Raw genomic sequence first — 25553 nt, forward strand, 5'->3', positions numbered from 1 at the left:
CTCGGCACCGGGGCCGGGGCGGCCCGCCGTCACCGGAGGCTCCACGGGGCCCGCCTGGTGCCCGTCACGCCGCTGGCGGGGCCCTGGGCGGTCACGCCGGGAGAGGCTGCCGCGACGGAGGCCGCGCAGAGCGCGCGCGAGGTCACCGGCTCTGGGGTTCGCGCGCGCGCCATCTCCCTCGGGCCCTGGGCCCGCACTGCCGGACGCATCCGGTTCGACCGGTCGGGAGGACTCAAAACCAGCCATGGCTCACGGCTCTTCGAGGGAGAGGGGCCGACAGGAGAGGACAACGCTGCCCGGGCAGCAGGCCCGCCCACGGGATGACGTCGGTCTGCGCCGCGCAGCACCGTATGTGACCTGTTCCTTTCAGAGTACGACGGGCATGGGGCCGAGCCCAGCGGCGAAGCCCCGGAGCGACTTTGTTCCCGCGAACGAGGGATGCGCCCGCCGTGGCAGTGCGCCCCGTCCGCGGGCGGTCGCGCCCCCCTCCAGAACGGAGGTTCTAAGGAGCTTGACTGAGCGGGCCGGGCGGCGCAACAGGCCCACCGGACACCGTGACCGGACTGTCATGGATCGGCGACGATCCGTTGCGGGACGTCGCGAACCGTCACGCCCCACGAGCCCCGACCTGCCCTTCCGTCCCTCGGGCCCCGCACCGCCCACCGAGCGTCCGGGCCCTTTCAGCCACTTCGTACGGCTTCCCGACGCGCTCTGGCATTTGCCAGGTGCATGGGCGCGGCCGCTGGCACCATGCTCGGCATGCCCCTGCTCCTGTTCGACCTCGACAACACGCTGCTCCCCCGGGACGCCGCCTTCCGGGCCTGGGCGCAGGACTTCCTGTCCGAACACCATCTGCCGCCCGGCGACCTGGACTGGTTCGTCACCCTCGACGGCGGCGGTTACGTGCCGCGCAGCACCGTACTGTCGGCCGTCCGGCGCCGCTACGGCCTGGACGCCTCCGTGGACTTCCTGCTGGCACACTTCCGACGCGGCATCAACTCGCACATCCACTGTCCGCCCCGCCACATCGAGGCGCTGCGGACGGCGCGGGCGGCCGGGTGGACCCTCGGGATCGTCTCCAACGGCGGCACCCGGCCCCAGTTGGAGAAGATCCGGCGGACCGGACTGGGGCCCCTGGTCGACGGCTGGGTGATCTCGGAGGAGGCCGACTGCGTCAAGCCGGATCCGCTGATCTTCGAGCTAGCCGCCCGGCGGTGCGGCATCCGACCGATCGGGGACTGGGCCGCCCACACCTGGATGGTCGGGGACCACGCGCCCGCCGACATCGCCGGTGCCGAACTGGCCGGGCTGCGCAGCGTCTGGCTGCACCACGGCCGGCCGTGGGCGGAGAACGGCTACCGGCCGACACTGAAGGCTGCCGGTCTGCCGGAGGCCGTCGGGCTGGTGCTGGCCGCGCGCAACGTGCCCTCGACCCGCCCCGGCACCCGCTCGGGAGTCCGGCCGGGAGGCCCCCGGCCGGACGGGGCGGGACGGCGGGAGGCGGACGGAGTGCCGGTGCGCGCGACGGCGCTGCTCGGCGTGCGGTCCGGCGTACGTCCGACGGTGGCCGCCCCGGAAGGCCCGAATGCACCCGTTGCCGGGACAGCCGGGGCGGCGGCTTCCCCGGCGTCCGGAGCGGGGTTCGGTGTCCGAAACCGATCAGGCGAGTTTGCCGCGATCGCCGACGGCCTCCCGGACGCGGGGGCACGGAAGGGGCCGGGGGCCGGGGCGGTCGCCGACCTGTGGACGGGCGGCGCGGCGGGTCCTGGGGTGGACGGCGGCCGGGCGGTCGCGCTGGTGCGGCCGACACCCCTCCGCACGGCGGCCGGTGGGGCCGGTGGTGCTGGTGGGCCTGACGGGGCCGGGCCTGCCAGGACCGTCTTCGCCGCGGCGCCGAGTGCCGCGGCGCCGCTCACCGCGGTGCCCGTCGTCGCAGCGGTCGCCCAGTAGCGCCCGGCCCCGGGCCCGGTCGCGGCCCCGGGAGAACACCGCTGGTCAGCCGCCCGGTGAGGTGCGGCTCCACCAGCACGTGGGGGCCTGCCTGGTGAACCCGAGCTTGCGGTAGACCGGTTCGCCGGCGGAGGTGGCGACCAGGGTGGCCGGGCGGTCCGGGTGGGCGCGGGCGAGGGCGGTCCCCAGCACGGAGCGGGCCACTCCCCGGCCGCGCTGGTCGGGCAGGGTGGTGACCCAGTACACCCCGGTGGCGGCCCCGTCGTCATGGGTGAGGCAGGCACCGGCCGGTGCGCCGTCGACCCGGGCGATCCAGGCCCGGCAGCCGGGCTGGCGTAGCAGCCGTTCGGGGAGCGCGTCGCCGCGGGTCCAGGGCTGCCGGGCGGGCAGCGGGAAGCCGTCCACGATGGTCCGCTCGACCAGCGCGAAGGTGTCGCCGTCCAGCGCCTCATCGACCGTCAGGGTGCCGTCGCCGTGCGCCGGTGTGACGGCGGGCAGCGCGGCGGCCGGCCCGGCGGGCACGCCCTCGACCGGCCCGGGCTCCCGGGCCATCACCGGCATGATCGGCATCCGGATCGCGCCGAAGCGCGTCAGGTCGAGTCCGTCGTACGGGTCCTCCAGGGTGAAGCGGATGGTCTCCCACCGGCCCAGCAGGTCGGCCAACTGCTCCTCCACGTCGACAGGTTCGACATAGGGACGGGTGACCAGGAAGCGCTGTGAGTCGTCAGCGGTGCGGGCGCAGCGGACTGCGGTGAAACCCGGTCGGACGTGGCTCTGCCAGCCGTGCGCGCGGGCTTGGGCGAGCCAGAATGCGGCGGCGTTGTCGTTGGCCTGTTCGAGCCGGCTGCTGGTGTCCACGACAGGACCGTAGCCCGGCCGCGGGGATGCCGGTCCGGCCGTCCCGACACTGGCCGGATGAAGCCTGGGAGGCGCACGGCCGGCACTCGTGCGCCCTCTCGCGCACCGCCGATTTTCGGTCAATTTCGCCTCGCTCCCTCTCGCTTGGGCAAATGCGCAGCCCAGACCGGCCGGCCGGGCGCCCGGAAGCCGGACGCTCCAGGAGTCGTCCCGCGACAACCAGCCACCGTTTCACCGGCCCTCTTCCCAGAAGGGTCGACGGGTGCCACGCTTCGTGATCGAATGCATCACGCCAAATTGCCATGTCGACATAGCGTCGGATGGTGAACTTGTCACAACGGCAACGGTCCACCCGATAGATTTCGATCTTGGCCAGCAGTGCCGCACCACCCACACCACACCACCGAGGGGGCTTGAGCGCCTTGAGCAGGGTGAGCAGGAGCGACGCGGGTCCTGACAGCGGCCAGGCGCCGACCGGCACCGTGAGCCGGTCCGCGAGAAGCACCGGCACCTCCGCGATCGCCGCCACCACCCGCACCTCCGGCACCCCGAGCACCTCGGGCCCCGCCTCGCACACCCCCTATCCGGCCGTGTCGTCCGCCGCCACCGCCGGCCACGCTCCGGGCGACCACGGCGGCTCCGCGCAGGGCGGTCCGGTCCACAGCGGTACGACCCACGGTGGCCCCACACCGTACGGTGCGGTGCAGTCGGCCCAGGGCGGGAACCCGAACCACCCCGGACAGCCCGTCAGCCGAGGCTCCGTCAGCCTCGCCCAGGCCCATGGCGGACCGGCCCAGATCTACGGCGGTCCGGCCCAGCCCTACGGCGGCGAGCACCCGGGGCACGCGGGACCGGCAGGCCACCCCGGCCACCCGGGCCACCCCGCCGCCGGCGCGGCCCCCGGACTGAGCGGCACCGGCACCGGCCCGCTCGGCGGCCTCGCCCTGGGCACCGCCTCCGGCCACGGCCCACTGGGACACGGCGGCCCGGGCGGCACCGGCTCCCCGTCCGCCCTGGCGGCGGTCGGCGCCCCGCGCAAGCTGTCCGGCCGGCGCCGCCGGGAGACGGTCGCGGTGCTGATCTTCGGCGGCGCACCGATCTTCGAGAGCTCCATCCCGCTCTCCGTCTTCGGCGTGGACCGCCAGGACGCCGGGGTCCCCCGGTACCGGCTGCTGGTCTGTGCGGGAGAGGAGGGCCCGCTGGCCACCACCGGCGGCCTGACCCTCTCCGCGCCGTACGGCTTGGAGGCCCTCGCCCGGGCCGGCACGATCGTCGTACCGGCCTGGCGCTCGATCTCCCAGCCGCCGCCGGTCGAGGCGATCACCGCGCTGCGCAAGGCCCACCACGAGGGCGCGCGGATCATCGGACTGTGCACCGGCGCCTTCGTGCTCGCCGCGGCCGGTCTGCTGGACGGCCGTCCGGCGACCACCCACTGGATGTACGCGCCCACCCTGGCCAAGCGCTACCCGCGGGTGCACGTGGACCCGCGCGAGCTCTTCGTGGACGACGGCGACGTGCTGACCTCGGCCGGTACGGCCGCCGGGATCGACCTGTGCCTGCACGTGGTGCGCAGCGACCACGGCGCCGAGGCCGCCAACGCGCTGGCCCGCCGCCTGGTGGTGCCCAGCCGCCGCAGCGGCGGCGGACAGGCCCAGTACATCGATCAGTCTTTACCGGAGGAGATCGGCAACGACCCGCTGGCCGAGGTGGTCACCTGGGCGCTGGAGAACCTCAACCAGCAGTTCGACGTCGAGGTGCTGGCGGCCCGTGCCTACATGAGCCGGCGCACCTTCGACCGCCGCTTCCGCACGCTCACCGGCAGCGCCCCGTTGCAGTGGCTGATCACCCAGCGGGTGCTCCAGGCGCAGCGGCTGCTGGAGACCTCGGAGCTGTCGGTGGACGACGTGGCGCGTCGGTGCGGGTTCCGTTCGCCGGTCGCGCTGCGCGGGCACTTCCGCCGCCAGCTCGGGGTCTCCCCGGCCGCGTACCGGACCAGCTACCGTGCGCGCCGGCCCGGGCAGCAGTCGCCGACCCCGGCCGGCGTGCACGGCGACCTCCGGCTACCCGGCGCCCTGCCGCACCCGGCGGCCACCGCGGCCGCCTCGGCGGCGGGCGGCGGGCCGTACGGCGGTGCGGGTCACGGCGGTGCGGGTCACGGCGGGCAGCAGGCGCACCCGTTCCCGGCCGGTCCGGGAGCGCAGGCGCCGATCGGCCAGCCGGGCCACGGGCAGCCGGTGCCGCACGGACAGTCCGGTCCGTACGGTCCGGGGCAGGCCGGGACGCCGGCCGCCCAGGGCTTCCACGCCCGCGCGGGCCAGCCGTACCCGCACCAGCAGGCCGCCCAGCAGTCGCACCCCGGGCAGCAGGGTGCGGCGCGCGGTCCGGTGCGGTCGCCGCTGGTTCCGCCGCAGGCCGGTCCGGGTGCGGGGCGTCCGCCGCGCACCGCCGAGCACGCGGCGGCCGAGGACGGCCACCCCCAGCCGGGGGCGCGCGGTCAGGGCCAGGGGCACCGCAGCGCGGTCGAGCGCCCCGGTGACGAGCCGGGTGCGGCCGGGCGGGCGCACGGTTCGCCGACCGGCCGGGTGCCGGCCGGCGCCCCCGGGCAGCCGGCGGCCGGGGCGGGACAGCTCCGGGACCGGCAGGCGCGGGTGCCGCAGGTCCGCACCCCTGGCGCCCGGGCCACTGCGGCGGACGGCGGCGGACGGGCGGCGCGCGAGACCCGTCCCGGGCGGGACGGTCACGCCGTCCGGACCGGCCGGGAGGGCGAGCATCCGGACGGCCACGGCACGCACGAAGGGGCGGAGGAGCACCAGGCCGAGGCCTGCGCTCCGGCACCCCGCTCGGCTCCACCGGTCCCCGCGGCGCGTGATCGCGCCGTAGGGTGAGTTGCGTGAATGACCGTTTGGTATGGATCGACTGTGAAATGACCGGCCTCGACCTCGACCGGGACGCCCTGGTCGAGGTCGCGGTGCTGGTGACGGACTCCGAGCTGAACATCCTCGGCGAGGGCGTGGACGTCATCATCCGCCCGCCCGCCGAGGCTCTGGCGAACATGCCGGATGTGGTGCTCGCCATGCACACCGCCTCCGGCCTGCTGGAGGAGCTGGAGCAGGGCGTGACCCTGGCCGAGGCCGAGGAGCGGGTCCTCGCGTACGTGCGCGAGCACGTGCCGGAGGCCGGGAAGACGCCGCTGTGCGGCAACTCGGTGGCCACCGACCGCGGCTTCCTGACCCGGGACATGCCGACGCTGGAGAAGCACCTGCACTACCGGATCGTGGACGTCTCCTCGATCAAGGAGCTGGCCCGCCGCTGGTACCCGAAGGCGTACTACAACAGCCCGCCGAAGGGCGGGAACCACCGGGCGCTCGCGGACATCCGCGAGAGCATCGACGAACTGCGGTACTACCGCGAGGCGGTGTTCGTCCCGCAGCCCGGGCCGGACGCCGACACCGCGCGTGCCATCGCCGAGAAGTACCGGGCCGCGACCGACTGAGCCGGGCGGTCACGGCCCGCCGCGGGGTCGGAGGGGGTGCTTCCGTTCGCCGGAACGGAACCCTGGCGCGAGCACCCTCTCGGATCCTGTAGAGTTCTTCCTGTCGGAACGGGAACGCGAGAGCGGGAACCGACCGGACAGATGGTGGGTGTAGCTCAGTTGGTAGAGCACCTGGTTGTGGTCCAGGTGGCCGCGGGTTCGAGTCCCGTCACTCACCCCAGAGCCTGAGGGGCCGATCTCTTCAAGAGATCGGCCCCTCAGGCGTTTTCGCGTTGCCTCAGTTGTCCGCGGCGGCCCGGGTTTTCCGGTCGGCCCCTGCCGCGACAAGCTACCGGCTAGTAACATATCCGCCATGACCACTCCTTCGATCGGCCAGATGCTCGACGCCACCGTGCCGATGGCGCACACCCTCAAGCTCGAGTACCTGGAGACCACCCCGGAACGCGCCGTGCTCCGGCTGCCCGACCAGCCCGCGTACCACAACCACGTCGGGGGCCCGCACGCCGGCGCGATGTTCACCCTCGCCGAGTCCGCCAGCGGCTGCATCGTGCTCGCCGCCTTCGGGGACCAGCTGTCCCGGGCCGTGCCGCTCGCCGTGAACGCCGAGATCGCCTACAAGAAGCTGGCCATGGGCGAGGTCACCGCCACCGCCGTGCTCGGCCGCCCGGCCGCCGAGGTCGTCGCCGAGCTGGACGCCGGCGGCCGCCCCGAGTTCCCGGTCACCGTCGAGATCACCCGCGCCGACGGCGCCGTCACCGGTGTGATGACGGTCACCTGGACCCTCCGTCCCAACTCCTGACCGACGCGCGGTCGGTGGCTCCGGGAGCACCACCCCGGGGCCACCCGTGCGATGACTGTCCGTGACGACGGCCGTGACCTCGGCGCCCGCCCGCTCGTTCTCAACTCACGTGCGAGCCAATCACGCGACCGAGCCCCAGGAACCCGCCCCCCGCGGCGTCGCCGAAGTGCGACGGGCGGTCGCCCGGTGGCTGCTCCGCCCCCGGATACTCGCCGTCGGCGGGGCCCTGCTCGCACAGCTCTGGGGCGTCGGCGCCCCCGGTGCGTACGCGGCCGCCGCCGGACCGCCGTCCGGACAGCCCGGGCCCGCCGTCCGCCGGGCCCTGCACGACGCGCCCGCACTCGACGGCCCGTCAGCCGTCCGGCCCGTCGGACCGGGACACCCGGGTACCGCGGACCCCGTCGGCCGCTCCCCCGGACTCCTCGGCGAGCTGACCGACGGCGGACCGACCGACGGGAGCACCGTCGCGGTCGGCGACGTCCTCCATGAACACATCCGGGCCGGCGGACTCCCCCTGCCCGGCCAGCGGGCAGCCGTCCCCGACGCCTTCGCGCTCGCCTCCGGCCTGCTCGGCGCCGTCCCCGCCCAGTGCGGCCCCACCGGGACCCGCGCCCCCCGCGAAGGCGGACCCGCCACGCTGCCCGCCACCGTCCGGCCGCGCTCCGGGTCGGCCGACCAGGCCAGACCGGCCCCGCCCGAGGCGGCCGGGACTTCCCCGGTCCGGGAGGCCGCGGCTCACGAGGGGCCCGGTCCCGCGGTGTCGGCGGCCCCCTCCGCGGTGCCCGCCGACACCGCGGGAGCGGGGGGCGAGCGGACGCGCGAGGCGCTCGCCCTCGCCGACACGGTGGCGGTGACCGCCCGGGAGGACGGCGCCGCCACCGCCACCGCGGTGCTCGCTCCCATCGCCGCCGGGCTGGTGCTCACCGGCGCGGCGATGTACAAGCACCGGGGGCTGCCGCGCGGGCACTGAGCAGCCCGGATACGAGGTGAGGGGATCGATGCCCCACCGATCCCCCCCCACCGATGCCCCTTCAGTGCCCCACGGTGCTCCACCGGTTCCCGCGGACGGGAGTTCACGGACCGTCCTCAGACGCCGGGGGACAGCTCCAGCTCCAGCAGCGGGAGTTCGCGCCCCGGTACGGAGCCGGACGGGGTGCTGCCGATGCGGGTGGCACCCATGGCCAGGTAGAAGGGCTCGGCGTTCGGATCGGAGTCGATGGTGAGGCGGCGCAGGCCGGCGGCCCGGGCCCGCTCCCGGACGTGTTCGAACAGCGCCCGGCCGATGCCGCGGCCGATCCGGTCGGGCTCGACGAAGAGCATGGCCAGTTCGCCGGACGGCGGGGCGCCGGTGAGCGCGGCGAAGCCCAGCACCCGGCCGCCGTCCTCGGCCACCACCGTCAACGCCCGTTCGACGGCGGTGGGCTCCAGGGTCAGCTCCTCGCGGCAGGCGGCCATGAAGACCTCGTCGTAGCCCCAGTACGCCTTGGCCCGCAGGGCGATGCCGGTGAGCAGTCCGGCCTCGTCCGGGCGGGCGGGTCGGATGTGCATGTCGTCCCCTCACGTCGCCAGCCGGACGCCCGCGGCCATTGTGCGCCGCAACTCGGTCGTCCACCAATGGTTTTACGGCGGGCCGGGCACGGGCGCCCCGCCGTCAGCGGAAGACGCCCGGCGGCGGCACCGGGGAGGGGGCCGCCGTGGCGTCGGTGGCCGGGGTGGCGCCGGCGGTGAAGTCGCCGAGGGCGCGGCCGTGTTCGACGCGGCCGTGGGAGGAGTCGGAGGCGACCCGGCGGGCGAGGTCGGCGATCGGGAGCGGGGTGTGGGCGGCGGCCAGGACGAGGTTGCCGAAGCGCTTGCCGCGCAGCACGGCGGGGTCGGCGGTCAGGCACAGTTCGGGGAAGACCGCGCCGAGGGTGGCGACCTGGGAGCGGGCAAAGGGCAGGGCGCCGCCGTCGGCGATGTTGGCCGTGTACCAGCCGCCGGGGGCGAGGGCACGGGCCGCGAGGGTGGTGAACTCGACGGTGGTGCAGTGGGCCGGGGTGCGGGCGCCGGAGAAGACGTCGGTGACGACCAGGTCGACGCTGCCCTCGGGGGTGCGTTCCAGCACGCTGCGGGCGTCCGCGCCGCGCACCTTGATCTGCCAGCCGCGCTCCAGGGGGAGTTCGGCGCGGACGAGTTCGGTGAGCGCGGTGTCGATCTCGGCGACCTGCTGACGGGAGCGCGGCCGGGTGGCGGCCACGTACCGGGCCAGGGTGAGGGCACCGCCGCCCAGGTGCAGGACGGACAACGGGCGGCCGGGAGCGGCGACCAGGTCGATCAGGTGGCCGAGCCGGCGCTGGTACTCGAAGCCCAGGTGGGTGGGGTCGGCGAGGTCGACCAGGGACTGCGGGGCGCCGTCGATCAGCAGCGACCAGGCGTGCGGGCGGTCACGGTCGGGGCGCAGTTCGGCCAGCCCGGAGCCGACCGGGCGGGTGAGCGCGCCCTGGGCGTGGGTGCGGCCGTCCGGTCCGGTGGTGAGCGCCGGTTCGACGCCGCGTGCGGCCCTGTTGCTTCGTCCCATGCCGGCCATTATCGCCGCCCCGGGGGAGCGCCCCCAGGTCACGGGCGTGCTGCGGGGGTCCGGCCGGAGGCGGGGCGGCCCGGCCGGATCCGCGCGGCACGCCCCGCTAGAACGGGCCGAGGCCGCCCGCGGTGAGCGTGCAGGCGGCCTCGCAGAGGGCGGATCGGAGCACCCAGGCGTCGGTGGGGCGGGCGGCGCGGCCGGCGCCGGACGGCGGGATCACCCAGCGCGGGTCGGTGGCGGCGGGCACCAGGGCGCCGGCCGTACAGGAACTGCCGGGCAGGTGCCAGGTCTCCCAGGTGCCGGCCGGGACGAGGAAGGCGACGGTGCTGCCGTCGCGACTCTGCAGGACGGCCCCGCAGGCGCGGCGCAGGCGCAGGATGTCGACGGCCTCCAGGCCGTGCCGCAGGGCGACCGTCACCGTGTCGCGGTCGGTGACGAGGGTGTCCTCGGCCGGGACGGCGTACTCCCGGGGGAGACCGCCGCAGGAGCCGCGGCCCCCCTCGACCGGACCCCGGCCGGGGAACCGCTCGTCGGCGGGATCGGGCAGCAGGGCGGGGGAGGCCGCGGCGAGCACTCCCCCGGTGACGGGTCGGTGCTGCGGCAGTCCGGTGGCCATCACGGGCCCTCCTGTTACCTCGTCGGGTCGGAAGCACTGCCGCCGGGGGTGGGGGCCGCGGGGCGGGGGACGGGCCGGGGGACGGCCTGGGCTTCCACGTACCAGGACAACGCGGCGGGAACGCCGAAGGCCACGGGGCGCCTTACAGCAGGGCATGGCATTTCATGGCGGATATCCGGCACCGACGCCCGCTTCGCCCCGGATTGTCAGTTGATGTCCCGCAAACCCAATGTGGCCGGTCGGTGACTCCGAGTATTCTCGGCGCCATGGCAGCCACCCCACCGGCCGAGCCGAACCGACCGTCCCCCAACACCGTGATGCGCGCGCTGCGCGGCGACCGCTCACCCGGCGAGTTCGCCATGGCCGTCCGCCGGGCCGCCCGCGAGATCGGCGAGCACGTGTCCTGCGACGCCCGCTACGTCGGGCGGGTCGAGTCCGGTGAGATCCGCTGCCCCAACTACGCCTACGAGCGGGTCTTCCGGCACATGTGGCCGGGCCGCACGCTCACCGACCTCGGCTTCGCCCCCCGCACCGCCGTCCGCCGCCGCTCGGCGGGCGGCGCCGGGGCGGCCACCGCCTGGGTGACCCCGCCCGCTCCCCCGCTCCACCCGCCGTTCCCGCCCCTGCCCGCCCCGCGCTCACCACTCTCCACCCAACTCCCGTACGCTGCCTCGCCGTACGCGGATCCAGCCGCTCCGGACGGGCCCCCGTGGCCGAGGGCCGGCGCGGTGCCCCGGGGGCCCGATGGATCGCCCTATCTCGACGAGGAGAACGACGACGTGCGTCGCCGTACGTTCCTGGCCGGCGGCACGACCGCGCTGGCCACCGTGATCGGCATCGACCGGCCGGCCGCCGCCGCCCCGGCCGCCGGTGCCGGATTCGGACCGGCCACCGGCCGATCCGCCGCCGCCGGCGCGGAGTTCACCGCGCCCTCGCTGCTCGGCGCCGAGCCGGTGGTACCCGGCCGGCCGGGGCCGGTGCCGCCACCGCGCAAGGTCGGTGCCGCCGAGGTGCTCAGCGTGGAACAGGCCGTCCGGGACATCAGACTGGCCGACGACGCGCACGGCGCGGACGCGCTGTACGAACTCGCCGGGCAGTCGCTGCGCACCGCCTACCTGCTGCTCAACGAGGGCGAGTACAGCGCCGAGACGGAGCGCCGGCTCCAGGCCGGGGCCGGCGAACTGGCCATCTCGGTAGGCTGGTTGGCACACGACTCGAACCGGCTCGGGGACGCCCGGTCGTTCTACGCGGAGGCGCTCGCCACCGCCCGGATGGCCGGGGACTCCGCACTGGAGGCGCACGTCTTCTGCAACAGCGCGTTCCTGGCCCGGGACGCCGGGCGCCCGCGCGAGGCGCTGCGCGCCGCGCAGGCCGGGCAGTGCGCCGCCCGGGAGTTGGACTCCGCCCGGCTGCTCGCCCTGCTGGCCATGCGCGAGGCCGGCGCCTGGGCCGTGCTGCGGGACCGCTCCGCCTGCGAGCGCGCGATCGGCCGGGCGTACTCGCTGTTCGACCGGGGGCCGTCCGAGTCCGACCCGGAGTGGATGTCCTTCTTCGGCGAGGCGGAGATCGCCGGCCTGCAGTCGCAGTGCTGGTCCGCGCTGGAGGACTGGGACCGCGCCAGCGACCAGGCCGCACTGGCCATAGCGCTGCAGGAGCCGCACTTCGTGCGCAACCGGGTGCTGTACACCGCCGAACTGGCCCACGACCGGCTCGGCCGGGGGGACTTGGCGGGGGCGGCGCACCACGGCTCGGCGGCCGTCGCGCTGTTCGGCGAGGTCCGCTCGGCCCGGATCCGCAGCATGCTGGCGGACACCGCGGGGCGGTTGCGCCCGCACGCCGCGGTGCCCGAGGTCCGCCGGTTCCTGATCGGGTACGAACGGGCCACGGCCGCCTGAGCGGCCGTCACGGCACACCTGTCAGTGGCCGGTCTCCAGCCCGTCCAGGTGGGACAGGTCGTTCCAGACCTCCACCGCCGGGGCGCCGTACTCCCAGGACAGCACGCACAGCGCCGCCGTACCGAGCTTGAACCGCTGGGCGAACTCGGGCGGCAGGCCCAGCCAGCGGGCGGCCAGGATGCGCAGCAGGTGGCCGTGCGCGAACAGGACGACGTCCCGGTCGGCGCAGTGCATGACGGTGGTGTCCGCCTGCGGCACGCCGTACTCCTCGTTGAGGTCGGCGAGGAGGCCGTCGACCCGGGCGGCCACCTCGGAGAGCTTCTCGCCGCCGGGCACGCCGTCGCGCCAGATCAGCCAACCGGGGTGGTCGGTGGCCCGGATGTCGGCGCCGGTGCGGCCCTCGTACTGGCCGTAGTCCCACTCCATGAGCTCCGGGCGCTCGACGGCGCGGTCACCGAAGCCGGCCAGTTCGCAGGTCTCCTTGGCGCGGCCGAGCGGGCTGGTGTAGACGAGCGCGTCCGGCAGTCCGTTCCACGGAGCCCTGGCCAGCCGGGCGCCGAGGGCCCGGGCCATCGCGCGGCCCTCCTCGGTCAGCGGGATGTCGGTGCGGCCGGTGTGCTGGCCGGAGGCGGACCACTCGGTCTCGCCGTGGCGGACCAGCACGATTCGGGCGGGCATGGAGAGCTCCTCGCAACAGGGCGGTCAACGGTCGGGTCTCACCCTCGAGCACCGGCTTCCCATGATCCCCCACCGGGGCGGCGGCCACGACGCGGGCCCCGGGCCGGACGGAACCGGGCGGTTCCGGCCGGTTTCCGCACCGGGTTGTCGGACCCGGATGCGACACTGGGCCGCACCATGAACGTCTCGACGAACGTCCCGCTCGGCGGGCCCGCTGAGCCGCTCGCCCAGCGGCTCGCCGAGCTGCGCGGACCGGCCCCGCAGCGCAGTCTGAACGCCCGCTCCCTCGCCGCCCTGGCCGCCAATCCGGGCTGCCACCGCCGCGCCGTGCTGGACGCGGCCGGGGTGGACAAGTCCGCGCTGGCCGCCCGGCTGGGCCGGCCCGCCCCCTTCGGGCAGTCCCCGTTCGCGATCGCCCGCGGCCTGGTCTTCGAGTCCCGGCTGAAGGCGGACGACCACGCCGCCCTGCTGGAGCCGCTCCGCGCCCACCTCGGCGTCCCCGCGGACGACCGCGCCCCGCTGCTGGTCCCTGACCTGCTGCACCGCTCCGGCCCGGCCGTCCGCGCCGACCGGACGGCCGAGGCACTGGCCCGGGCCGCCGCCGATCCGGACGCCTGGACGCTGCTGGACCACCCGATGCTGCGGCTGGCCGTGGCCGGCAGCACCGCCTACCTGGAGCCGGACGCCCTGGTGGTGCACGGCGGGCGGTGCACGGTGGTCGAGATCAAGTCCTTCCCCGTGCTGGACGGCAGCGCGGACCCGGCCAAGGTCGGCGCCGCCGCCCGCCAGGCCGCGGTGTACGTGCTGGCGCTCCAGCACGCCGCCGCGGCGGCGGCCGGGCTGCCGCTCGCCGACGATCCGTACACCGAGCAGCGGCTGCCGGGCAGCCCCCGCACGAGCGTGCTGCTGGTCTGCCCGAAGGACTTCGGCAACCGTCCGACCGCGGTGGCCGTGGACGTCCGCCGCGAGCTGGCCACCACCCGCCGCCAGCTGAGCCGGATGACCGGCATCGGCCGACTGCTGGCGGCACTGCCGCCGGGCACCGACTTCGACCTGGCCACCGACGAGGACGGCGCCCCGGCCCGCAGCACCGAGCAGCTGACCGCCTCGGTCGAGGCGGTGCCCGCCGCCTACAGCCCGGACTGCCTCTCCACCTGCGAGCTCGGCTTCCACTGCCGCGCCCGGGCCCGCTGCGGCGACCGGGTCGAGCAGCTCGGCCGGGGCGTGCGCGGCGAGCTGGGCAGCATCCGCACGGTCGCCGAGGCGCTGGCCGCCGCGTCCGGCGCGGGCCCCTGGGACGCGGACGACGCCGGGGACGCCGACGGCCCCGACGGCCCCGACGGCGCTGACGGCCCCGACGGCGCGCACGAGGCGGCCGAACGCCTGGCCTACGCGGCTGCCCTGCGGGCCGAAGCGCTGGGTGCGAAGCGGCCGGGCGCGGAGACCCTGGGTGCGGGCGCATGAGCATGAGCGAGCGGAGCACGGGGGTCCCCCCGGCCGGAAGCCGGGGGAGAATCATCGAGAGGTGCGGGTGGGCGAATGCCCCTGCTGAGCGGAGCGAGGCGGGCGCATGAGTCTCCTGACCACCCTCGCCCGGCTGGAGGCCGTCCGCAGCGGACACGCCGAGCCGCTGGCCACCGTCCGGCACCGGCACCTCTCCGAGCGCCCGATGGTGCTCGTCCCGCTGACCGCCGCCGGTGAGTCCGGCGCGCCGCTGGCCGTCATGCTGGGCACCGACCGGGAAGCGCCCCGGCTGCACATCGTGCCCCAGCCGCTCAACCGCACCCTGCGATTCGACTTCCTGGCCGAGCTGGCCGCCGACCTGCTCCCGTACCTGGAGTCCTTCGGCACGGACGTCGAGCAGATCGAGGGATCCGAGAAGGACCCGGAGACCGGCGAGAAGACCCAGGTGTTCCGCGAGCTGTGCACCGACGCGCCGCAGCTGATCGTGCCCAACGGCGCGGGCATGCACCACCTCGCCCTGATCGGGCGGTCCACCCGCTTCCGCCGGACCGCCGAGGACGCCGAGCCGGGCCCGCATCCGGCGCCGCTGCGGGTGCCGCTGCTGGGCCGCTGGCTGACCCACCTCACCGACCGCGCCCAGGTGCCCGGCTCCAGCCTGCTGCTGCCGATGACCGGCCTGCTCGCCCGGCACTGGGCCACCGGCCAGAGCCACCTGGAGGACCAGCACCTGGCGGCCCGGCTCGCCTGGCACACCCCGCCGCCAGGGCTGACCGGCGCGCAGGCCGCCGAGCTGGCCGAGACCGAGCGCGACGAACACGGTCAGCTGGTGCACCCGCCGGCCGGTCCGGCCACCGACCCGGCCTTCGACGCGGGGGTGCTCGCCCCGGCGATCGCCCGCTACGACGCGGCCGTCAGCGCCCTGCAGCACAGCGCCGAGCAGCGCGACGAGGCCGCCGCCGGGCGCGCCCGGGTGGCCGTCCGCTCGGCCGTCGACCAGCTGGAGCGGGCGCTGTCCGCCGTCCTGCTGCCCACCTGGCGGGACGTCTGGCACGGCCTGGACCTGCTGCGCGCCCTGCCCCCGGCCGGGCACCTGGAGGAGCGCTGGACCGGCGACCGCTGGTCCTACACGGGCCACCGGGACCGCCTGGCGGCCGGCGAACCGCCGCAACCCCGGCTGGACGACGCCGTCACCGCGGCCCGCAAGCTCGCCCAGCGCGAGCGCGAGCAGGCCCGGCTGGACGTCCAGGAGGCACTGGACGACCCGCTGGCGATGGCCGAGCACCGGCTGTCCGGCGAGGCGTTCAGCGGTGTGGTGACCGAGGTGGTGCCGGAGTACGACACCACCGGCCGCTCCCCCAAGCCCCGCCCGCTGATCACCCTGCGCACCGCCGACCGCCCGCACGCCGACCTCGGCCGGGAGGCGCACCGGGTGCACGGCCCGTCCGCGCAGAAGGCGCGGATCGTGGCGGTCGACCCGGCCGGGGGCACCATCACCCTGCGGATGCTGTCCGGCATGGGCCGCAAGAAGGAGCCCGAGCCGGGCAGCCTGCCCGAGCCCGGCGAGCCGGTCACCTTCACCCTGTTCGAGTTGACGGTCCGCCAGTCCGCGCCGCTGCCGGAGCCGGACGACACCCCGTGGACCCACGGTGGCCCGCCCGGCACCGCGGCGCCCGCCCCCGGCTCGTCCGCCGCCGCTAGCGAGGATTGGGAATGATGAGCGAGCAGCCCCCGGGCGCGGCCGCCGACGCCGCCGTGGCCCGCATCCTGGCGGCCACCGTCCGCCCGGCGGCCGGTGCGCCGCGCGGCGTGGTGGTGGACTCCCCGCCCGGCGCCGGGAAGTCCACCCTGGTCGTGCGGGCCGCCCGTGAGCTGGTGGCCGCCGGTGAGCGGCTGATGATCGTCGCCCAGACCAACGGCCAGGTGGACGACCTGGTCGTCCGTCTGGCCGAGAAGGCGCCGGAGTTGACGATCGGCCGGCTGCACGCGGCGGATTCCCGGCCCGGGCCGGAGGTGCTCCGGCACTCCAACGTCACGCCCTCCGACAAGGTCGCCGACCTGGTCGAGCAGGACGTGGTGATCTCCACCTCCGCCAAGTGGCAGTGGGTGCGGGCCGAGGCGCCGTGGCGGCACGCGATCGTCGACGAGGCGTACCAGATGCGCTCGGACGCCCTGCTCGCGGTGGCCCGGCTGTTCGAGCGGGCGCTGTTCGTCGGCGATCCGGGCCAGCTGGACCCGTTCACCGTGGTCGGCACCGAACAGTGGGCGGGTCTGTCCTACGACCCGTCCAGCAGCGCGGTGGTCACCATGCTGGCGCACAACCCGCAGATCGAGCCGCACCGGCTGCCGGTCTCCTGGCGGCTGCCGGCCAGCGCGGCGCCGCTGATCTCGCGGGCGTTCTACCCGTACACGCCGTTCCGCTCCGGCACCGGCCCGGACGACCGCCGGCTGTCCGCGGCCGTCCGCCCGGACGGCTCGGCGCTGGACGCGGTGATCGACCGGGCGGCCGAGCACGGCTGGGCGCTGCTGGAGCTGCCCGCCCGGCACACCGTGCGGACCGACCCGCAGGCGGTGGCGGCGGTCGCGGCCACCGTCCGGCGGCTGCTGGAGCGCGGGCTGACCGCCCGGTCCGAGCAGGGCGAGGCCCCGCTCACCGCGGACCGGATCGCCGTCGGGACCGCGCACCGGGACCAGGCGGCGGCCGTCCGGGCGGCCCTGCTCAAGGTGGGCGTACCGGTGGACGGCACGACCGGGCCGGCCGTCACGGTGGACACCGCCAACCGGCTGCAGGGCCGGGAGTACGACGTCACCGTGGTGCTGCACCCGCTCTCCGGGCGCCCCGACGCGACCGCCTTCCACCTGGAGACCGGCCGGCTCTGCGTGCTCGCCTCCCGGCACCGGCACGCCTGCATCGTGGTCGCCCGGGCCGGGATCGCCGAGCTGCTGGACGAACACCCCTCCACCGAACCGGTGCAGTTGGGCGTCCCAGTGGCCTTCCCGGACGGCTGGGAGGCCAACCACCAGGTCCTCCAACACCTGAGCGGCCACCGGGTCCGCCTGCGGTAGCGGCGGCCGGTTCCCGGGTGGGGGCGGGGGTCAGTCCTCGGTCTCGCACACCGCGAAGGCGACCACGGACCCGTGCTCGGCCCGGGCGCTCCAGCCGGTCGCGTCGGCGGTCGGCCCGCTGGCGCGCACCGGCCCGTCCGCGTCGGGCTGGAGCCGGTAGCCGCCGCCGGTCAGGTGGGTGCCGGCCGGGCAGGTCGCGGTCGAGACGCCGCCCGGGCTGCTCGGCGGTCCGGTGACGACCTTGGCCGTCTCGGCGGCGAAGGCTGGTGCGGCGAGTACGGCGGGTGCGGCCGGGACCAGGAGGGCGGCGGCCAGCAGGAGGCCGGTGGACGGTGCGCGCATGGGTGCTCCCGTTCGGTGGGGGGCTTTCGGTGGACAACTGCGTGTACCGGGCACAACCGGTTCGCACGCGACCGGGAAGCGCGGCGCCCGCAGCACTCCTCCGGCGCGCGCCGGGGAATAGCGCCCGCACGCGCACCGTTCCGCTACCGGCCGCCACCGCGAGACAATGGACGACGGCCACAACCGGGCGGTGCGGCCCGGAGCAGCCCGCCCGCCCACCCCACCCAAGACCCCGGAGGTGTCCGTCCATGCCCGACTCCCCCGCCGAGACGCCCGAGCCCACCAGGCGCCAGCGCCCCGCGCAGCTCCTGTTCGAGCCGCAGTCCGCCGAACCGGAGCCGGAACGATTCTTCGACCTGGAGTCGATCGACGACCCCGCGGAGCTGCTGCGCCGCTCCACCGAACTGGCCCTGGCCTTCCGGGCCGCCGCCGAGCGGGCCACCGACTTCCAGGCCGTCGCCGCCGCCCAGCTCGCCGACCCGCGCCGGTTCGACGCGCTCCCGCACACCGAGATCGCCGAGCGGGCGGACTGGACCCCGGACTACGCCACCAAGATGATCGAGTACGGCCGCGGCCTGCTCCAGCCGCGCCGGCACGAGGACTGACCGCGCCGCGTGGCCTTACCGGCCGAGAGGACCGGTCCCAGCCCCTGGCATATGCCAGCGGCGGAGGGTACGCGATCGCCCGCCGCCCTGTCCGGCGAACCCCGCTTTCCGCCCCACCGGGACGGCGCACGGCGCAGGCTGCTGCGCGTGGACATCTGGACGCACCAGTCGGTGGAGTACGTCTCCGTGGCCGGAGAGGCCTGGCTCGCCTCGGCGAGCGAGTACCCGCGCAGCATGCGGGCCCTCTGGGAGGCCCGCCCGTGGGCACCCTCGGTGCTGCCCTGCGGGCGGGCCTTCGACGTGATCAGCATGCCGTCGCTGTTCGGCCGCCGGGTGCTGGACGAACTGTGGGCCTCCGGCCCCGGCTGCGGCCCGGTGGCGGGCTACCGGGGGCGCACCCTGCTGTTCGTCCGGCCCGGCGTGGCGCCCCGGCTGCGCCGGCTGCTGGCCTGGGAGGAGTGGGCCCGGGACGTGCCGCCGCTGCTCTGCCACGGCCGGGGCGACGCCGTGACGGTGCCGCCGCTGCAACGGATGGTGCACGGCCCGGACTCCCCGGGCCGGGGCTCGGGCCGCTGGATCGTCGCCCCGGAGGAGCGGGAGCCCTGGCTGCCCGGGGCCTCGGTGGTGCTCTGGGCCTGCGTACGGGCGGCGCGCGAACCCGGAGCGGACGTCCCGGCCGAGCCGGTCGTCGTGACGGGAGGGTGAACGCCGGGCGACCGGTATTCGATTTTGGCTCGGACGCGGGCCGCTGCTAGAGTCTTCTCTGTCAGCAGGCGCCGCTAGCTCAGTTGGTTAGAGCAGCTGACTCTTAATCAGCGGGTCCGGGGTTCGAGTCCCTGGCGGCGCACAGACAGCCGGAAGGCCCTTCGCGAGAGCGAAGGGCCTTCCGGCGTTTTCCGCCCGCCCGCCCGTCCGCGTTCGGGTCAGTGCCCGTGCCCTGTGCCCGCGTCCGTGTCCGCGCGACGAGCGGGCCGGACCGTCCGCCGGAACGGACGGCCCGGCCGGGGCTCAGCGGCCGCGCAGCGAGCGGTAGCGGGCGACCAGCTCGGCGGTGGAGCTGTCCAGCTGCTCGCCGCCCTCGCCGGTGAGCAGCACCGGCTCGATCCGCTTGGCGAGCACCTTGCCCAGCTCGACGCCCCACTGGTCGAAGGAGTCGATGTTCCAGACCGCGCCCTGGACGAACACCTTGTGCTCGTACAGCGCGACCAGCTGGCCCAGCACCGAGGGGGTCAGCTCGGCGGCCAGAATGGTGGTGGTCGGGTGGTTGCCCTTGAAGGTCTTGTGCGGGACGAGCTCGGCCGGCACGCCCTCGGCGGCGACCTCCTCCGGGGTCTTGCCGAAGGCCAGCGCCTGGGTCTGGGCGAAGAAGTTGGCCAGCAGCAGGTCGTGCTGGGCGACCAGACCGGGGAGCAGGTCGGCGACCGGCTTGGCGAAGCCGATGAAGTCGGCCGGGATCACCTTGGTGCCCTGGTGCAGCAGCTGGTAGTAGGCGTGCTGGCCGTTGGTGCCGGGGGTGCCCCAGACCACCGGGCCGGTCTGCCAGCCGACCGGGGTGCCGTCGCGGGTCACCGACTTGCCGTTGGACTCCATGTCCAGCTGCTGCAGGTAGGCGGTGAACTTGGACAGGTAGTGCGAGTAGGGCAGCACCGCGTGCGCCTGGGCGTCGAAGAACGCGCCGTACCAGACGCCCAGCAGGCCGAGCAGCAGCGGGACGTTCTGCTCCGGCGGGGCGGTGCGGAAGTGCTCGTCGACCAGGTGGAAGCCGTCCAGCATCTCGCGGAAGGCGTCCGGGCCGATGGCGATCATCAGCGAGAGGCCGATCGCCGAGTCGTAGGAGTAGCGGCCGCCGACCCAGTCCCAGAACTCGAACATGTTGGCGGTGTCGATGCCGAAGTCCTCCACGCCCCGGGCGTTGGTGGACAGCGCGACGAAGTGCTTGGCCACCGCCTCGGTGCCGGCGCCCAGGCCGTCGAGCAGCCAGGTCCGCGCGGAGATGGCGTTGGTGATGGTCTCGATGGTGGTGAAGGTCTTCGAGGCGACGATGAACAGCGTCTCGGCCGGATCGAGGTCGCGGACCGCCTCGTGCAGGTCGGCGCCGTCCACGTTGGACACGAAGCGCACGTCCAGGTCGCGCTCGGTGTACGGGCGGAGCACCTCGTAGGCCATCGCCGGGCCGAGGTCGGAGCCGCCGATGCCGATGTTGACCACAGTGCGGATCGGCTTGCCGGTGTGGCCCTTCCACTCACCGCTGCGGACCCGGTCGGAGAAGGCGGCCATCTTGTCCAGGACGGCGTGCACGCCGGGGACGACGTTGACGCCGTCGACCTCGATCACGGCGTCGCGCGGGGCGCGCAGCGCGGTGTGCAGGACGGCGCGCCGCTCGGTGATGTTGATCTTCTCGCCGCGGAACATGGCGTCCCGCAGCTCGGCGACGCCGGTGGCGGCGGCGAGCTCCCGCAGCAGCTCCAGCGTCTCGTCGGTGACCAGGTGCTTGGCGTAGTCCACGTACAGGTCGCCGACCTGGAGGGTGTGGGTGCGGCCGCGCTCGGGGTCGGCGGCGAACAGCTCGCGCAGGTGGGTCTCGCCCAGCTCGGACCGGTGCTTGGCCAGGGCGGCCCACTGCGGGGTGCGGTCGAGCGGGGTGCGGGCGTCGGCGCGGGTCTCCGACATCGGTGGGTCCTCGATTCATCTGGGTGCAGAAACCGGCAGGGCCAGGCGTGAGGGTGTGTTCGCGAGGTCGTGGCGGTACTGGTGGTGCGCCGACTCCGTTGACGGCCTGCCCGGGTTCAGCCTATGCAACCCCGGAGGGGGCCGCGCACATTCCGACCGGCGCGCGCGGACCGGCCGTCACTTCCGACTGCGCGTCACGGCCCCCTCCCGGTCACGTCCGCCTGCCCGTCACTTCCGTTCCGAGCGTAGGTCCAGCCCGCGCAGCACCTGGTCGACCAGTTCCGGGTCGGCGCCGAGTTCGCTGCGGGCGGCGAGCATCTCGCGCCGGGAGGCGGCGATCATCTCCTGCTCGACCTCCGCGGCGGCCCGCCACTGGGCGAGGCGCAGCTTCGCCTCGGCGGCCTCCTCCTCGGCGTACTTCTCCGGGCAGAGCCGGGCCAGCCGGTCGTGCTGACGGTCCCGCAGGCGATCGGCGACCTCGACGGGCAGCCGGTCCTGCTCCTCCAGTTCGCCGAGCCGCTCGAGCCCGGCCCTGGCGGCCCGCCACCACAGTTCTCGCACGGCCTGCTCGTGCCGGTCCTGGTCGATGTCCAGCTCGAGCCGCTTGGCCAGCCAGGGCAGGGTCAGGCCCTGGAGCAGCAGGGTGAACAGCACCACGCTGAAGGCGATGAAGACCAGCCGGCCGCGCTCCGGGAAGTCCGCGCCGGAGTGCAGCGTGAGCGGGATGGCGAGGGCCAGGGCGACGGTGGCCACGCCGCGCATGCCGGACCACCAGAGGACCACGCTCTCCTTCCAGCTGAACGGGGTGTCCTCCTCGGCGCCCTTGCGCAGCTTCTTCGACAGCCAGCCGGCCGGCAGCAGCCAGAGCAGCCGGACCAGCACCACGACCGCGATCACCACGGCGGCGTCGCCGAGGAAGCCGGTCCAGCCGCGGCCGGCCTCCTTGAGCACGGTGGCCAGCTCCAGGCCGATCAGACCGAAGGCGACACCGGTGATCAGGATCTCGACCACCTCCCAGAAGGCGTTGCCGACCAGCCGGTAGGAGACGGCGTCGGCGTCGGCGGCCCGCTCGGCGAGGTAGAGCGCGCAGATCACCACGGCGAGCACACCGGAGCCGTGGATCTCCTCGGCGACGGTGTAGGCGGCGAAGGGCACCAGCAGGTTGAGCGCGACCTGCTGGGTCGGGTCGTCCAGGCGTTCGGCGAGCCTGGCGTTCACCCAGCCGAGCCCGACGCCGACGACCACGGCGAGCACCGCGGACAGCACGAAGCGAAGCGCGGCGTCGCCGACCGAGAAGTCGCCGCTGACCATCGCCCCGATCGACAGGGAGTAGATGACGATCGCGGTGACGTCGTTGAACAGGCCCTCGCTCTCCAGGATCGCCACCAGGCGCCGGGGCAGCCCGATGCTGCCGGCCACCGCCACGGCGGCCACCGGGTCCGGCGGGGAGATCAGCGCGCCGACCGCGACCGCGGCGGCCAGCGGCAGCGCGGGCAGCAGCCAGTGCACGGCGCCGGCCACGGCGATCGTGGTGACCACCACCAGGGCGACGGCCAGCAGCAGGATCGAGCGGATGTTGGCCTTGAAGTAGCGGACCGAGGAGCGCCGGGCGACGGCGAAGATCAGCGGCGGCAGGACCAGCGGGAGGATCAGGTCGGGTTCGATCTTGACGTCCGGGATCTGCGGGACGAGCGCCATGACGATGCCGAGAAGGGTCATCAGGACCGGTTGCGGCACGCCCGTCTTGCGGGCGAGTGGCATGGTCACCACGGAGGCGAGCAGCACCAGGAAGAACAGGGGCAGCTGGCCCACGGGAAGGGTTCCTCTCGACGGCGGACGGCTGAGCGCCGCCCAGGATAAATCTGACAATGCGCCCATAGGTGGGGACGCGCCGAGCGGGCGCTTGACCTCAAGCGCACTTCACGCTCGATGATCGGGGCGTTCGAGCGCCGGATCGGCGTAGCCGCGGATCGGCGTAGCCGCGGATCGGCGTAGCCGCGGATCGGCGCGGCTGCGGATCGGCGCGGCTGCGGATCGGCGCGGGTGCGACAGGAGCACCTCATGAAGGCGGTCACCGTACCGGGGCCCGGCGGTCCGGAGGTCCTGCGGGTCACCGAGGTTCCCGACCCCGAGCCCGGAGCGGGCGAGGTCCGGGTGCGGGTGTACGCCGCCGGGGGACAGCCGGTGGACCTCGCGATCCGGGAGGGCTTCCGCCCGCCGGGGACGGCGGGCGAGCCGCCGTTCGTCCTCGGCAACGAGTTCGCCGGGGTGGTGAACCGGCTCGGGCCGGTCGTCGACGGCTGGCGGACCGGCGACGAGGTACTGGGCTTCCGGCTGCTGGGCTGCCAGGCGGAGCTGGTCACCGTGGACGCGGCCCAGCTGGTGGCCAAGCCCGCCGGGATGCCCTGGGAGCAGGCCGGCGCGCTCTCCGCCTCCGGGCAGACCGCCCACGTGGCGCTCACCCTGCTCGGGGTCGGGCCCGGCGACACGGTGCTGGTGCACGGCGCCGCCGGCGGGGTCGGCACCGTCGCCGTCCAGCTCGCCCGGGCCTGGGGCGCCACCGTGATCGGCACCGCGAGCGAGCGCAACCACGACTACCTGCGGGAGCTGGGCGCCGTCCCAATCACGTACGGCCGGGCACGTCCGGGGCAAGGTGGTGCTCACCGCCTGAGCGGGGCGGGGCCGTCCGGGCCGATTGTGTGTTTCGGCCGCTGACCAGGTAATGTTCTCCACGTCAGCAGGCGCCGCTAGCTCAGTTGGTTAGAGCAGCTGACTCTTAATCAGCGGGTCCGGGGTTCGAGTCCCTGGCGGCGCACAGACAGCCGGAAGGCCCTTCGCGAGAGCGAGGGGCCTTCCGGCGTTTTCGCCCTCCCCACGTCTCTCGCCCTCCGGTGGTGGCAGGAAAGGTGGGAAACCGGTCATTGCTGCCGTCCCGGCCCGCTGACAGGCTGGCCCCATGAGAGCGCGCAGCGTGGTCGTCGTCCTCTACGACGGCGTGCAGAGCCTGGACGTCACCGGCCCGGTGGAGGTGTTCGCGGGGGCGGGCGCGGCCACCGGGCAGCCGGGCGCGTACGAGGTGACCACGGCCTCGCCGGGCGGTCTGCCGGTGCGCAGCAGCAGCGGGCTGCTGCTGCTGCCGGACGCGGACCTGGCCGACGTCGGGCCGGCGCACACCCTGCTGGTTCCCGGCGGGGTGCCGTTCGAGGACCCGGCGGGCGCCCTGGCCGGACGGATCCGGGAGCTGGCCGGCCGGGCCGAGCGGGTGGTGTCGGTGTGCACCGGGGCCTTCCTGCTCGCCGAGGCCGGACTGCTGTCCGGACGCCGGGCGACCACCCACTGGGCGTTCTGCGAGCAGCTGGCCCGGCGGTTCCCGGACGTGACCGTCGACCCGGATCCGATCCACGTCCGGGACGGGAACGTCGCCACCTCGGCCGGGGTCACCGCCGGGATCGACCTCGCGCTGGCCCTGGTCGAGGAGGACTTCGGCCGGGACGCCGCGCTGCTGATCGCCCGGCACCTGGTGGTCTTCCTGCGCCGGCCGGGCAACCAGGCCCAGTTCAGCACCCAGCTGGCCGCCCAGGTGGCGGCCCGGCAGCCGCTGCGCGAGGTCCAGCGGTGGATCGCCGAGCACCCGGAGGCCGATCTGTCGGTCGAGGCGCTGGCCCGCCGGTCGGCGCTGTCGCCCCGGCACTTCGCCCGGGCCTTCGCCGCCGAGGTGGGGGTGTCCCCGGGCCGGTACGTGGACGGGGTCCGGCTGGAGGCCGCCCGGCGACTGCTGGAGGACACCGACGACGGCATCGAGGAGATCGCCCGTTCCTGCGGCTACGGCACCCCGGAGGCGATGCGGCGCGCCTTCGTCCGGTCCCTGGCCGCCCCGCCCGCCGAGTACCGACGCCGCTTCCGTTCCGCACCCACTGGAGGTCACTGATGCGCATCGCCGTTCTGCTCTACCCCGACTTCACCACCCTGGACGCCGTCGGCCCGTACGAGGTGCTGTCCCGGATCCCCGGCGCCGAGGTGGTGTTCACCGCCGCCGAGCGCGGGCCGGTCCGCAACGACATGACCAGCCTCGCGATCACCGCGGACGCCGCCCTGGACGAGGTGGACTCGGCCGACCTGCTGCTGGTGCCCGGCGGCCCCGGAACCGAGGCGCAGCTGACCGACGAGGCGGTGCTCGACTGGGTGCGCCGGATGGACGCGACCACCACCTGGACCACCTCGGTCTGCTCCGGCTCGCTGCTGCTGGGCGCCGCCGGGCTGCTCAAGGGCCGCCGGGCGACCAGCCACTGGGGCGTGCTCGACCAGCTGTCCCGGTTCGGCGCCGAGCCGACCGGCACCGAGCGGATCGTGGTCGACGGCAAGTACGCCACCGCGGCCGGGGTCTCGGCCGGGATCGACCTCGCGCTGACGCTGACCGGCCTGATCGCCGGGGACGGGACCGCGCAGGCGATCCAGCTGCTCGTCGAGTACGACCCGCAGCCGCCGTACGCCGCCGGTTCGCTGGCGAAGGCGTCCCCCGAGGTGGTCGCCGGGGCGCGCCGGCTGCTTCAGGGGTAGGGA

General features: G+C 75.1%; 21 protein-coding genes, 3 tRNA genes and 1 pseudogene. 17 read left to right on the forward strand and 8 right to left on the reverse strand.

The features are described from left to right. Positions 1 to 759 precede the first annotated feature (759 nt). Positions 760 to 1950 (forward strand): HAD family hydrolase, encoded by a 1191-nt coding sequence (locus ACH4J0_RS20075; RefSeq protein WP_396241867.1) that lies wholly within the window; start codon positions 760 to 762, stop codon positions 1948 to 1950. A 45-nt stretch (positions 1951 to 1995) separates the two neighbouring features. Here ACH4J0_RS20075 and ACH4J0_RS20080 read toward each other — a convergent pair whose 3' ends face one another. Continuing rightward, positions 1996 to 2808 (reverse strand): GNAT family N-acetyltransferase, encoded by an 813-nt coding sequence (locus ACH4J0_RS20080; RefSeq protein ID WP_396241869.1) that lies wholly within the window; start codon positions 2806 to 2808, stop codon positions 1996 to 1998. A 1013-nt stretch (positions 2809 to 3821) separates the two neighbouring features. Between ACH4J0_RS20080 and ACH4J0_RS20085 the strand changes: the two are divergent. From ACH4J0_RS20085 to ACH4J0_RS20105, 5 genes and pseudogenes are all read left to right on the forward strand, one after another. After that, positions 3822 to 4827 (forward strand): annotated as a pseudogene (locus tag ACH4J0_RS20085) (helix-turn-helix domain-containing protein); the annotation flags it as partial. Between the two features lie 871 nt (positions 4828 to 5698). Continuing rightward, the gene (orn, locus tag ACH4J0_RS20090) at positions 5699 to 6301 is read left to right on the forward strand and encodes an oligoribonuclease (protein ID WP_396241871.1); all 603 of its coding nucleotides are present in this window, start codon (positions 5699 to 5701) and stop codon (positions 6299 to 6301) included. Between the two features lie 144 nt (positions 6302 to 6445). After that, a tRNA-His gene (locus tag ACH4J0_RS20095) sits at positions 6446 to 6521 on the forward strand. Positions 6522 to 6653: 132 nt separating this feature from the next. Then, positions 6654 to 7100, forward strand: coding sequence for a DUF4442 domain-containing protein (locus ACH4J0_RS20100; RefSeq protein WP_270146831.1), 447 nt, complete (start codon positions 6654 to 6656; stop codon positions 7098 to 7100). A 109-nt stretch (positions 7101 to 7209) separates the two neighbouring features. Then, complete coding sequence (locus ACH4J0_RS20105; RefSeq protein WP_396241873.1) at positions 7210 to 8070, forward strand: hypothetical protein; 861 nt, start codon at positions 7210 to 7212, stop codon at positions 8068 to 8070. Between the two features lie 116 nt (positions 8071 to 8186). Here the strand turns inward: ACH4J0_RS20105 and ACH4J0_RS20110 are convergent, their stop codons facing one another. The 3 genes from ACH4J0_RS20110 to ACH4J0_RS20120 form a co-directional block, all read right to left on the reverse strand. Next, complete coding sequence (locus ACH4J0_RS20110; RefSeq protein ID WP_396241875.1) at positions 8187 to 8648, reverse strand: GNAT family N-acetyltransferase; 462 nt, start codon at positions 8646 to 8648, stop codon at positions 8187 to 8189. A 103-nt stretch (positions 8649 to 8751) separates the two neighbouring features. Next, positions 8752 to 9657 (reverse strand): spermidine synthase, encoded by a 906-nt coding sequence (locus ACH4J0_RS20115; protein ID WP_396241877.1) that lies wholly within the window; start codon positions 9655 to 9657, stop codon positions 8752 to 8754. Between the two features lie 106 nt (positions 9658 to 9763). Beyond that, positions 9764 to 10276, reverse strand: a complete 513-nt coding sequence (locus ACH4J0_RS20120; RefSeq protein WP_396241879.1) for a hypothetical protein — start codon at positions 10274 to 10276, stop codon at positions 9764 to 9766. A 266-nt stretch (positions 10277 to 10542) separates the two neighbouring features. Between ACH4J0_RS20120 and ACH4J0_RS20125 the strand changes: the two genes are divergently transcribed. Continuing rightward, positions 10543 to 12171: a tetratricopeptide repeat protein gene (locus ACH4J0_RS20125; protein WP_396241881.1), complete on the forward strand. Its 1629-nt coding sequence runs from the start codon at positions 10543 to 10545 to the stop codon at positions 12169 to 12171. A 21-nt stretch (positions 12172 to 12192) separates the two neighbouring features. Here the strand turns inward: ACH4J0_RS20125 and ACH4J0_RS20130 are convergent, their stop codons facing one another. Next, complete coding sequence (locus ACH4J0_RS20130; protein ID WP_396241883.1) at positions 12193 to 12849, reverse strand: histidine phosphatase family protein; 657 nt, start codon at positions 12847 to 12849, stop codon at positions 12193 to 12195. Between the two features lie 177 nt (positions 12850 to 13026). Here ACH4J0_RS20130 and ACH4J0_RS20135 point away from each other — a divergent pair, with 177 nt between their 5' ends. The 3 genes from ACH4J0_RS20135 (at position 13027) to ACH4J0_RS20145 (ending at position 17376) form a co-directional block, all read left to right on the forward strand. Then, a complete protein-coding gene (locus ACH4J0_RS20135; protein ID WP_396241885.1) occupies positions 13027 to 14313 on the forward strand; it encodes a hypothetical protein in 1287 nt (428 codons plus the stop codon). 106 nt (positions 14314 to 14419) lie between these two features. Further along, positions 14420 to 16027 carry a hypothetical protein gene (locus tag ACH4J0_RS20140; RefSeq protein ID WP_396241887.1) on the forward strand — a complete coding sequence of 536 codons (1608 nt, stop codon included), beginning with the start codon at positions 14420 to 14422 and terminating at the stop codon, positions 16025 to 16027. Next, positions 16024 to 17376 carry an AAA family ATPase gene (locus ACH4J0_RS20145; RefSeq protein ID WP_396241889.1) on the forward strand — a complete coding sequence of 451 codons (1353 nt, stop codon included), beginning with the start codon at positions 16024 to 16026 and terminating at the stop codon, positions 17374 to 17376. Before ACH4J0_RS20140 ends, ACH4J0_RS20145 begins: the two co-directional genes overlap by 4 nt. A gap of 30 nt (positions 17377 to 17406) precedes the next feature. Here ACH4J0_RS20145 and ACH4J0_RS20150 read toward each other — a convergent pair whose 3' ends face one another. Next, complete coding sequence (locus tag ACH4J0_RS20150; RefSeq protein WP_396241891.1) at positions 17407 to 17718, reverse strand: hypothetical protein; 312 nt, start codon at positions 17716 to 17718, stop codon at positions 17407 to 17409. A 248-nt stretch (positions 17719 to 17966) separates the two neighbouring features. Between ACH4J0_RS20150 and ACH4J0_RS20155 the strand changes: the two genes are divergently transcribed. The 3 genes from ACH4J0_RS20155 (at position 17967) to ACH4J0_RS20165 (ending at position 19170) form a co-directional block, all read left to right on the forward strand. Next, entirely contained in the window at positions 17967 to 18323 is a 357-nt protein-coding gene (locus ACH4J0_RS20155; protein WP_396241893.1) for a hypothetical protein, read from the forward strand. A 147-nt stretch (positions 18324 to 18470) separates the two neighbouring features. After that, on the forward strand, positions 18471 to 19028 hold the full coding sequence (locus ACH4J0_RS20160; protein WP_396241895.1) for a bifunctional DNA primase/polymerase: 558 nt from the start codon (positions 18471 to 18473) through the stop codon (positions 19026 to 19028). Between the two features lie 68 nt (positions 19029 to 19096). After that, positions 19097 to 19170 (forward strand) — tRNA-Lys (locus tag ACH4J0_RS20165). 161 nt (positions 19171 to 19331) lie between these two features. Here ACH4J0_RS20165 and pgi read toward each other — a convergent pair. Together pgi and ACH4J0_RS20175 are read right to left on the reverse strand one after the other, a co-directional pair. Further along, positions 19332 to 20993, reverse strand: coding sequence for a glucose-6-phosphate isomerase (gene pgi / locus ACH4J0_RS20170; protein WP_396241897.1), 1662 nt, complete (start codon positions 20991 to 20993; stop codon positions 19332 to 19334). 228 nt (positions 20994 to 21221) lie between these two features. Beyond that, on the reverse strand, positions 21222 to 22805 hold the full coding sequence (locus tag ACH4J0_RS20175) for a Na+/H+ antiporter (protein ID WP_396241899.1): 1584 nt from the start codon (positions 22803 to 22805) through the stop codon (positions 21222 to 21224). A gap of 249 nt (positions 22806 to 23054) precedes the next feature. Between ACH4J0_RS20175 and ACH4J0_RS20180 the strand changes: the two genes are divergently transcribed. From ACH4J0_RS20180 to ACH4J0_RS20195, 4 genes are all read left to right on the forward strand, one after another. Then, a complete protein-coding gene (locus ACH4J0_RS20180; RefSeq protein ID WP_396241901.1) occupies positions 23055 to 23708 on the forward strand; it encodes an NADP-dependent oxidoreductase in 654 nt (217 codons plus the stop codon). Positions 23709 to 23734: 26 nt separating this feature from the next. Further along, positions 23735 to 23808: transfer RNA gene (locus ACH4J0_RS20185), tRNA-Lys, on the forward strand. A gap of 141 nt (positions 23809 to 23949) precedes the next feature. After that, positions 23950 to 24921: a GlxA family transcriptional regulator gene (locus tag ACH4J0_RS20190; protein WP_396241903.1), complete on the forward strand. Its 972-nt coding sequence runs from the start codon at positions 23950 to 23952 to the stop codon at positions 24919 to 24921. Next, positions 24921 to 25550, forward strand: coding sequence for a DJ-1/PfpI family protein (locus tag ACH4J0_RS20195; protein ID WP_396241905.1), 630 nt, complete (start codon positions 24921 to 24923; stop codon positions 25548 to 25550). Before ACH4J0_RS20190 ends, ACH4J0_RS20195 begins: the two co-directional genes overlap by 1 nt. Positions 25551 to 25553: the final 3 nt, after the last annotated feature.

This window comes from Kitasatospora sp. NPDC017646, from assembly GCF_044329365.1.
Taxonomy (GTDB): Bacteria; Actinomycetota; Actinomycetes; order Streptomycetales; family Streptomycetaceae; genus Kitasatospora.

Excerpts from the sequence above, each read along its gene's own strand:
- ACH4J0_RS20075 (WP_396241867.1), top strand. The coding sequence starts at position 760 with ATGCCCCTGCTCCTGTTCGACCTCGACAACACGCTGCTCCCCCGGGAC.
- ACH4J0_RS20100 (WP_270146831.1), top strand. The coding sequence starts at position 6,654 with ATGACCACTCCTTCGATCGGCCAGATGCTCGACGCCACCGTGCCGATG.
- ACH4J0_RS20110 (WP_396241875.1), bottom strand. The coding sequence starts at position 8,648 with ATGCACATCCGACCCGCCCGCCCGGACGAGGCCGGACTGCTCACCGGC.
- ACH4J0_RS20115 (WP_396241877.1), bottom strand. The coding sequence starts at position 9,657 with ATGGGACGAAGCAACAGGGCCGCACGCGGCGTCGAACCGGCGCTCACC.
- ACH4J0_RS20120 (WP_396241879.1), bottom strand. The coding sequence starts at position 10,276 with ATGGCCACCGGACTGCCGCAGCACCGACCCGTCACCGGGGGAGTGCTC.
- ACH4J0_RS20125 (WP_396241881.1), top strand. The coding sequence starts at position 10,543 with ATGGCAGCCACCCCACCGGCCGAGCCGAACCGACCGTCCCCCAACACC.
- ACH4J0_RS20130 (WP_396241883.1), bottom strand. The coding sequence starts at position 12,849 with ATGCCCGCCCGAATCGTGCTGGTCCGCCACGGCGAGACCGAGTGGTCC.
- ACH4J0_RS20135 (WP_396241885.1), top strand. The coding sequence starts at position 13,027 with ATGAACGTCTCGACGAACGTCCCGCTCGGCGGGCCCGCTGAGCCGCTC.
- ACH4J0_RS20140 (WP_396241887.1), top strand. The coding sequence starts at position 14,420 with ATGAGTCTCCTGACCACCCTCGCCCGGCTGGAGGCCGTCCGCAGCGGA.
- ACH4J0_RS20145 (WP_396241889.1), top strand. The coding sequence starts at position 16,024 with ATGATGAGCGAGCAGCCCCCGGGCGCGGCCGCCGACGCCGCCGTGGCC.
- ACH4J0_RS20150 (WP_396241891.1), bottom strand. The coding sequence starts at position 17,718 with ATGCGCGCACCGTCCACCGGCCTCCTGCTGGCCGCCGCCCTCCTGGTC.
- ACH4J0_RS20155 (WP_396241893.1), top strand. The coding sequence starts at position 17,967 with ATGCCCGACTCCCCCGCCGAGACGCCCGAGCCCACCAGGCGCCAGCGC.
- pgi (WP_396241897.1), bottom strand. The coding sequence starts at position 20,993 with ATGTCGGAGACCCGCGCCGACGCCCGCACCCCGCTCGACCGCACCCCG.
- ACH4J0_RS20180 (WP_396241901.1), top strand. The coding sequence starts at position 23,055 with ATGAAGGCGGTCACCGTACCGGGGCCCGGCGGTCCGGAGGTCCTGCGG.
- ACH4J0_RS20190 (WP_396241903.1), top strand. The coding sequence starts at position 23,950 with ATGAGAGCGCGCAGCGTGGTCGTCGTCCTCTACGACGGCGTGCAGAGC.
- ACH4J0_RS20195 (WP_396241905.1), top strand. The coding sequence starts at position 24,921 with ATGCGCATCGCCGTTCTGCTCTACCCCGACTTCACCACCCTGGACGCC.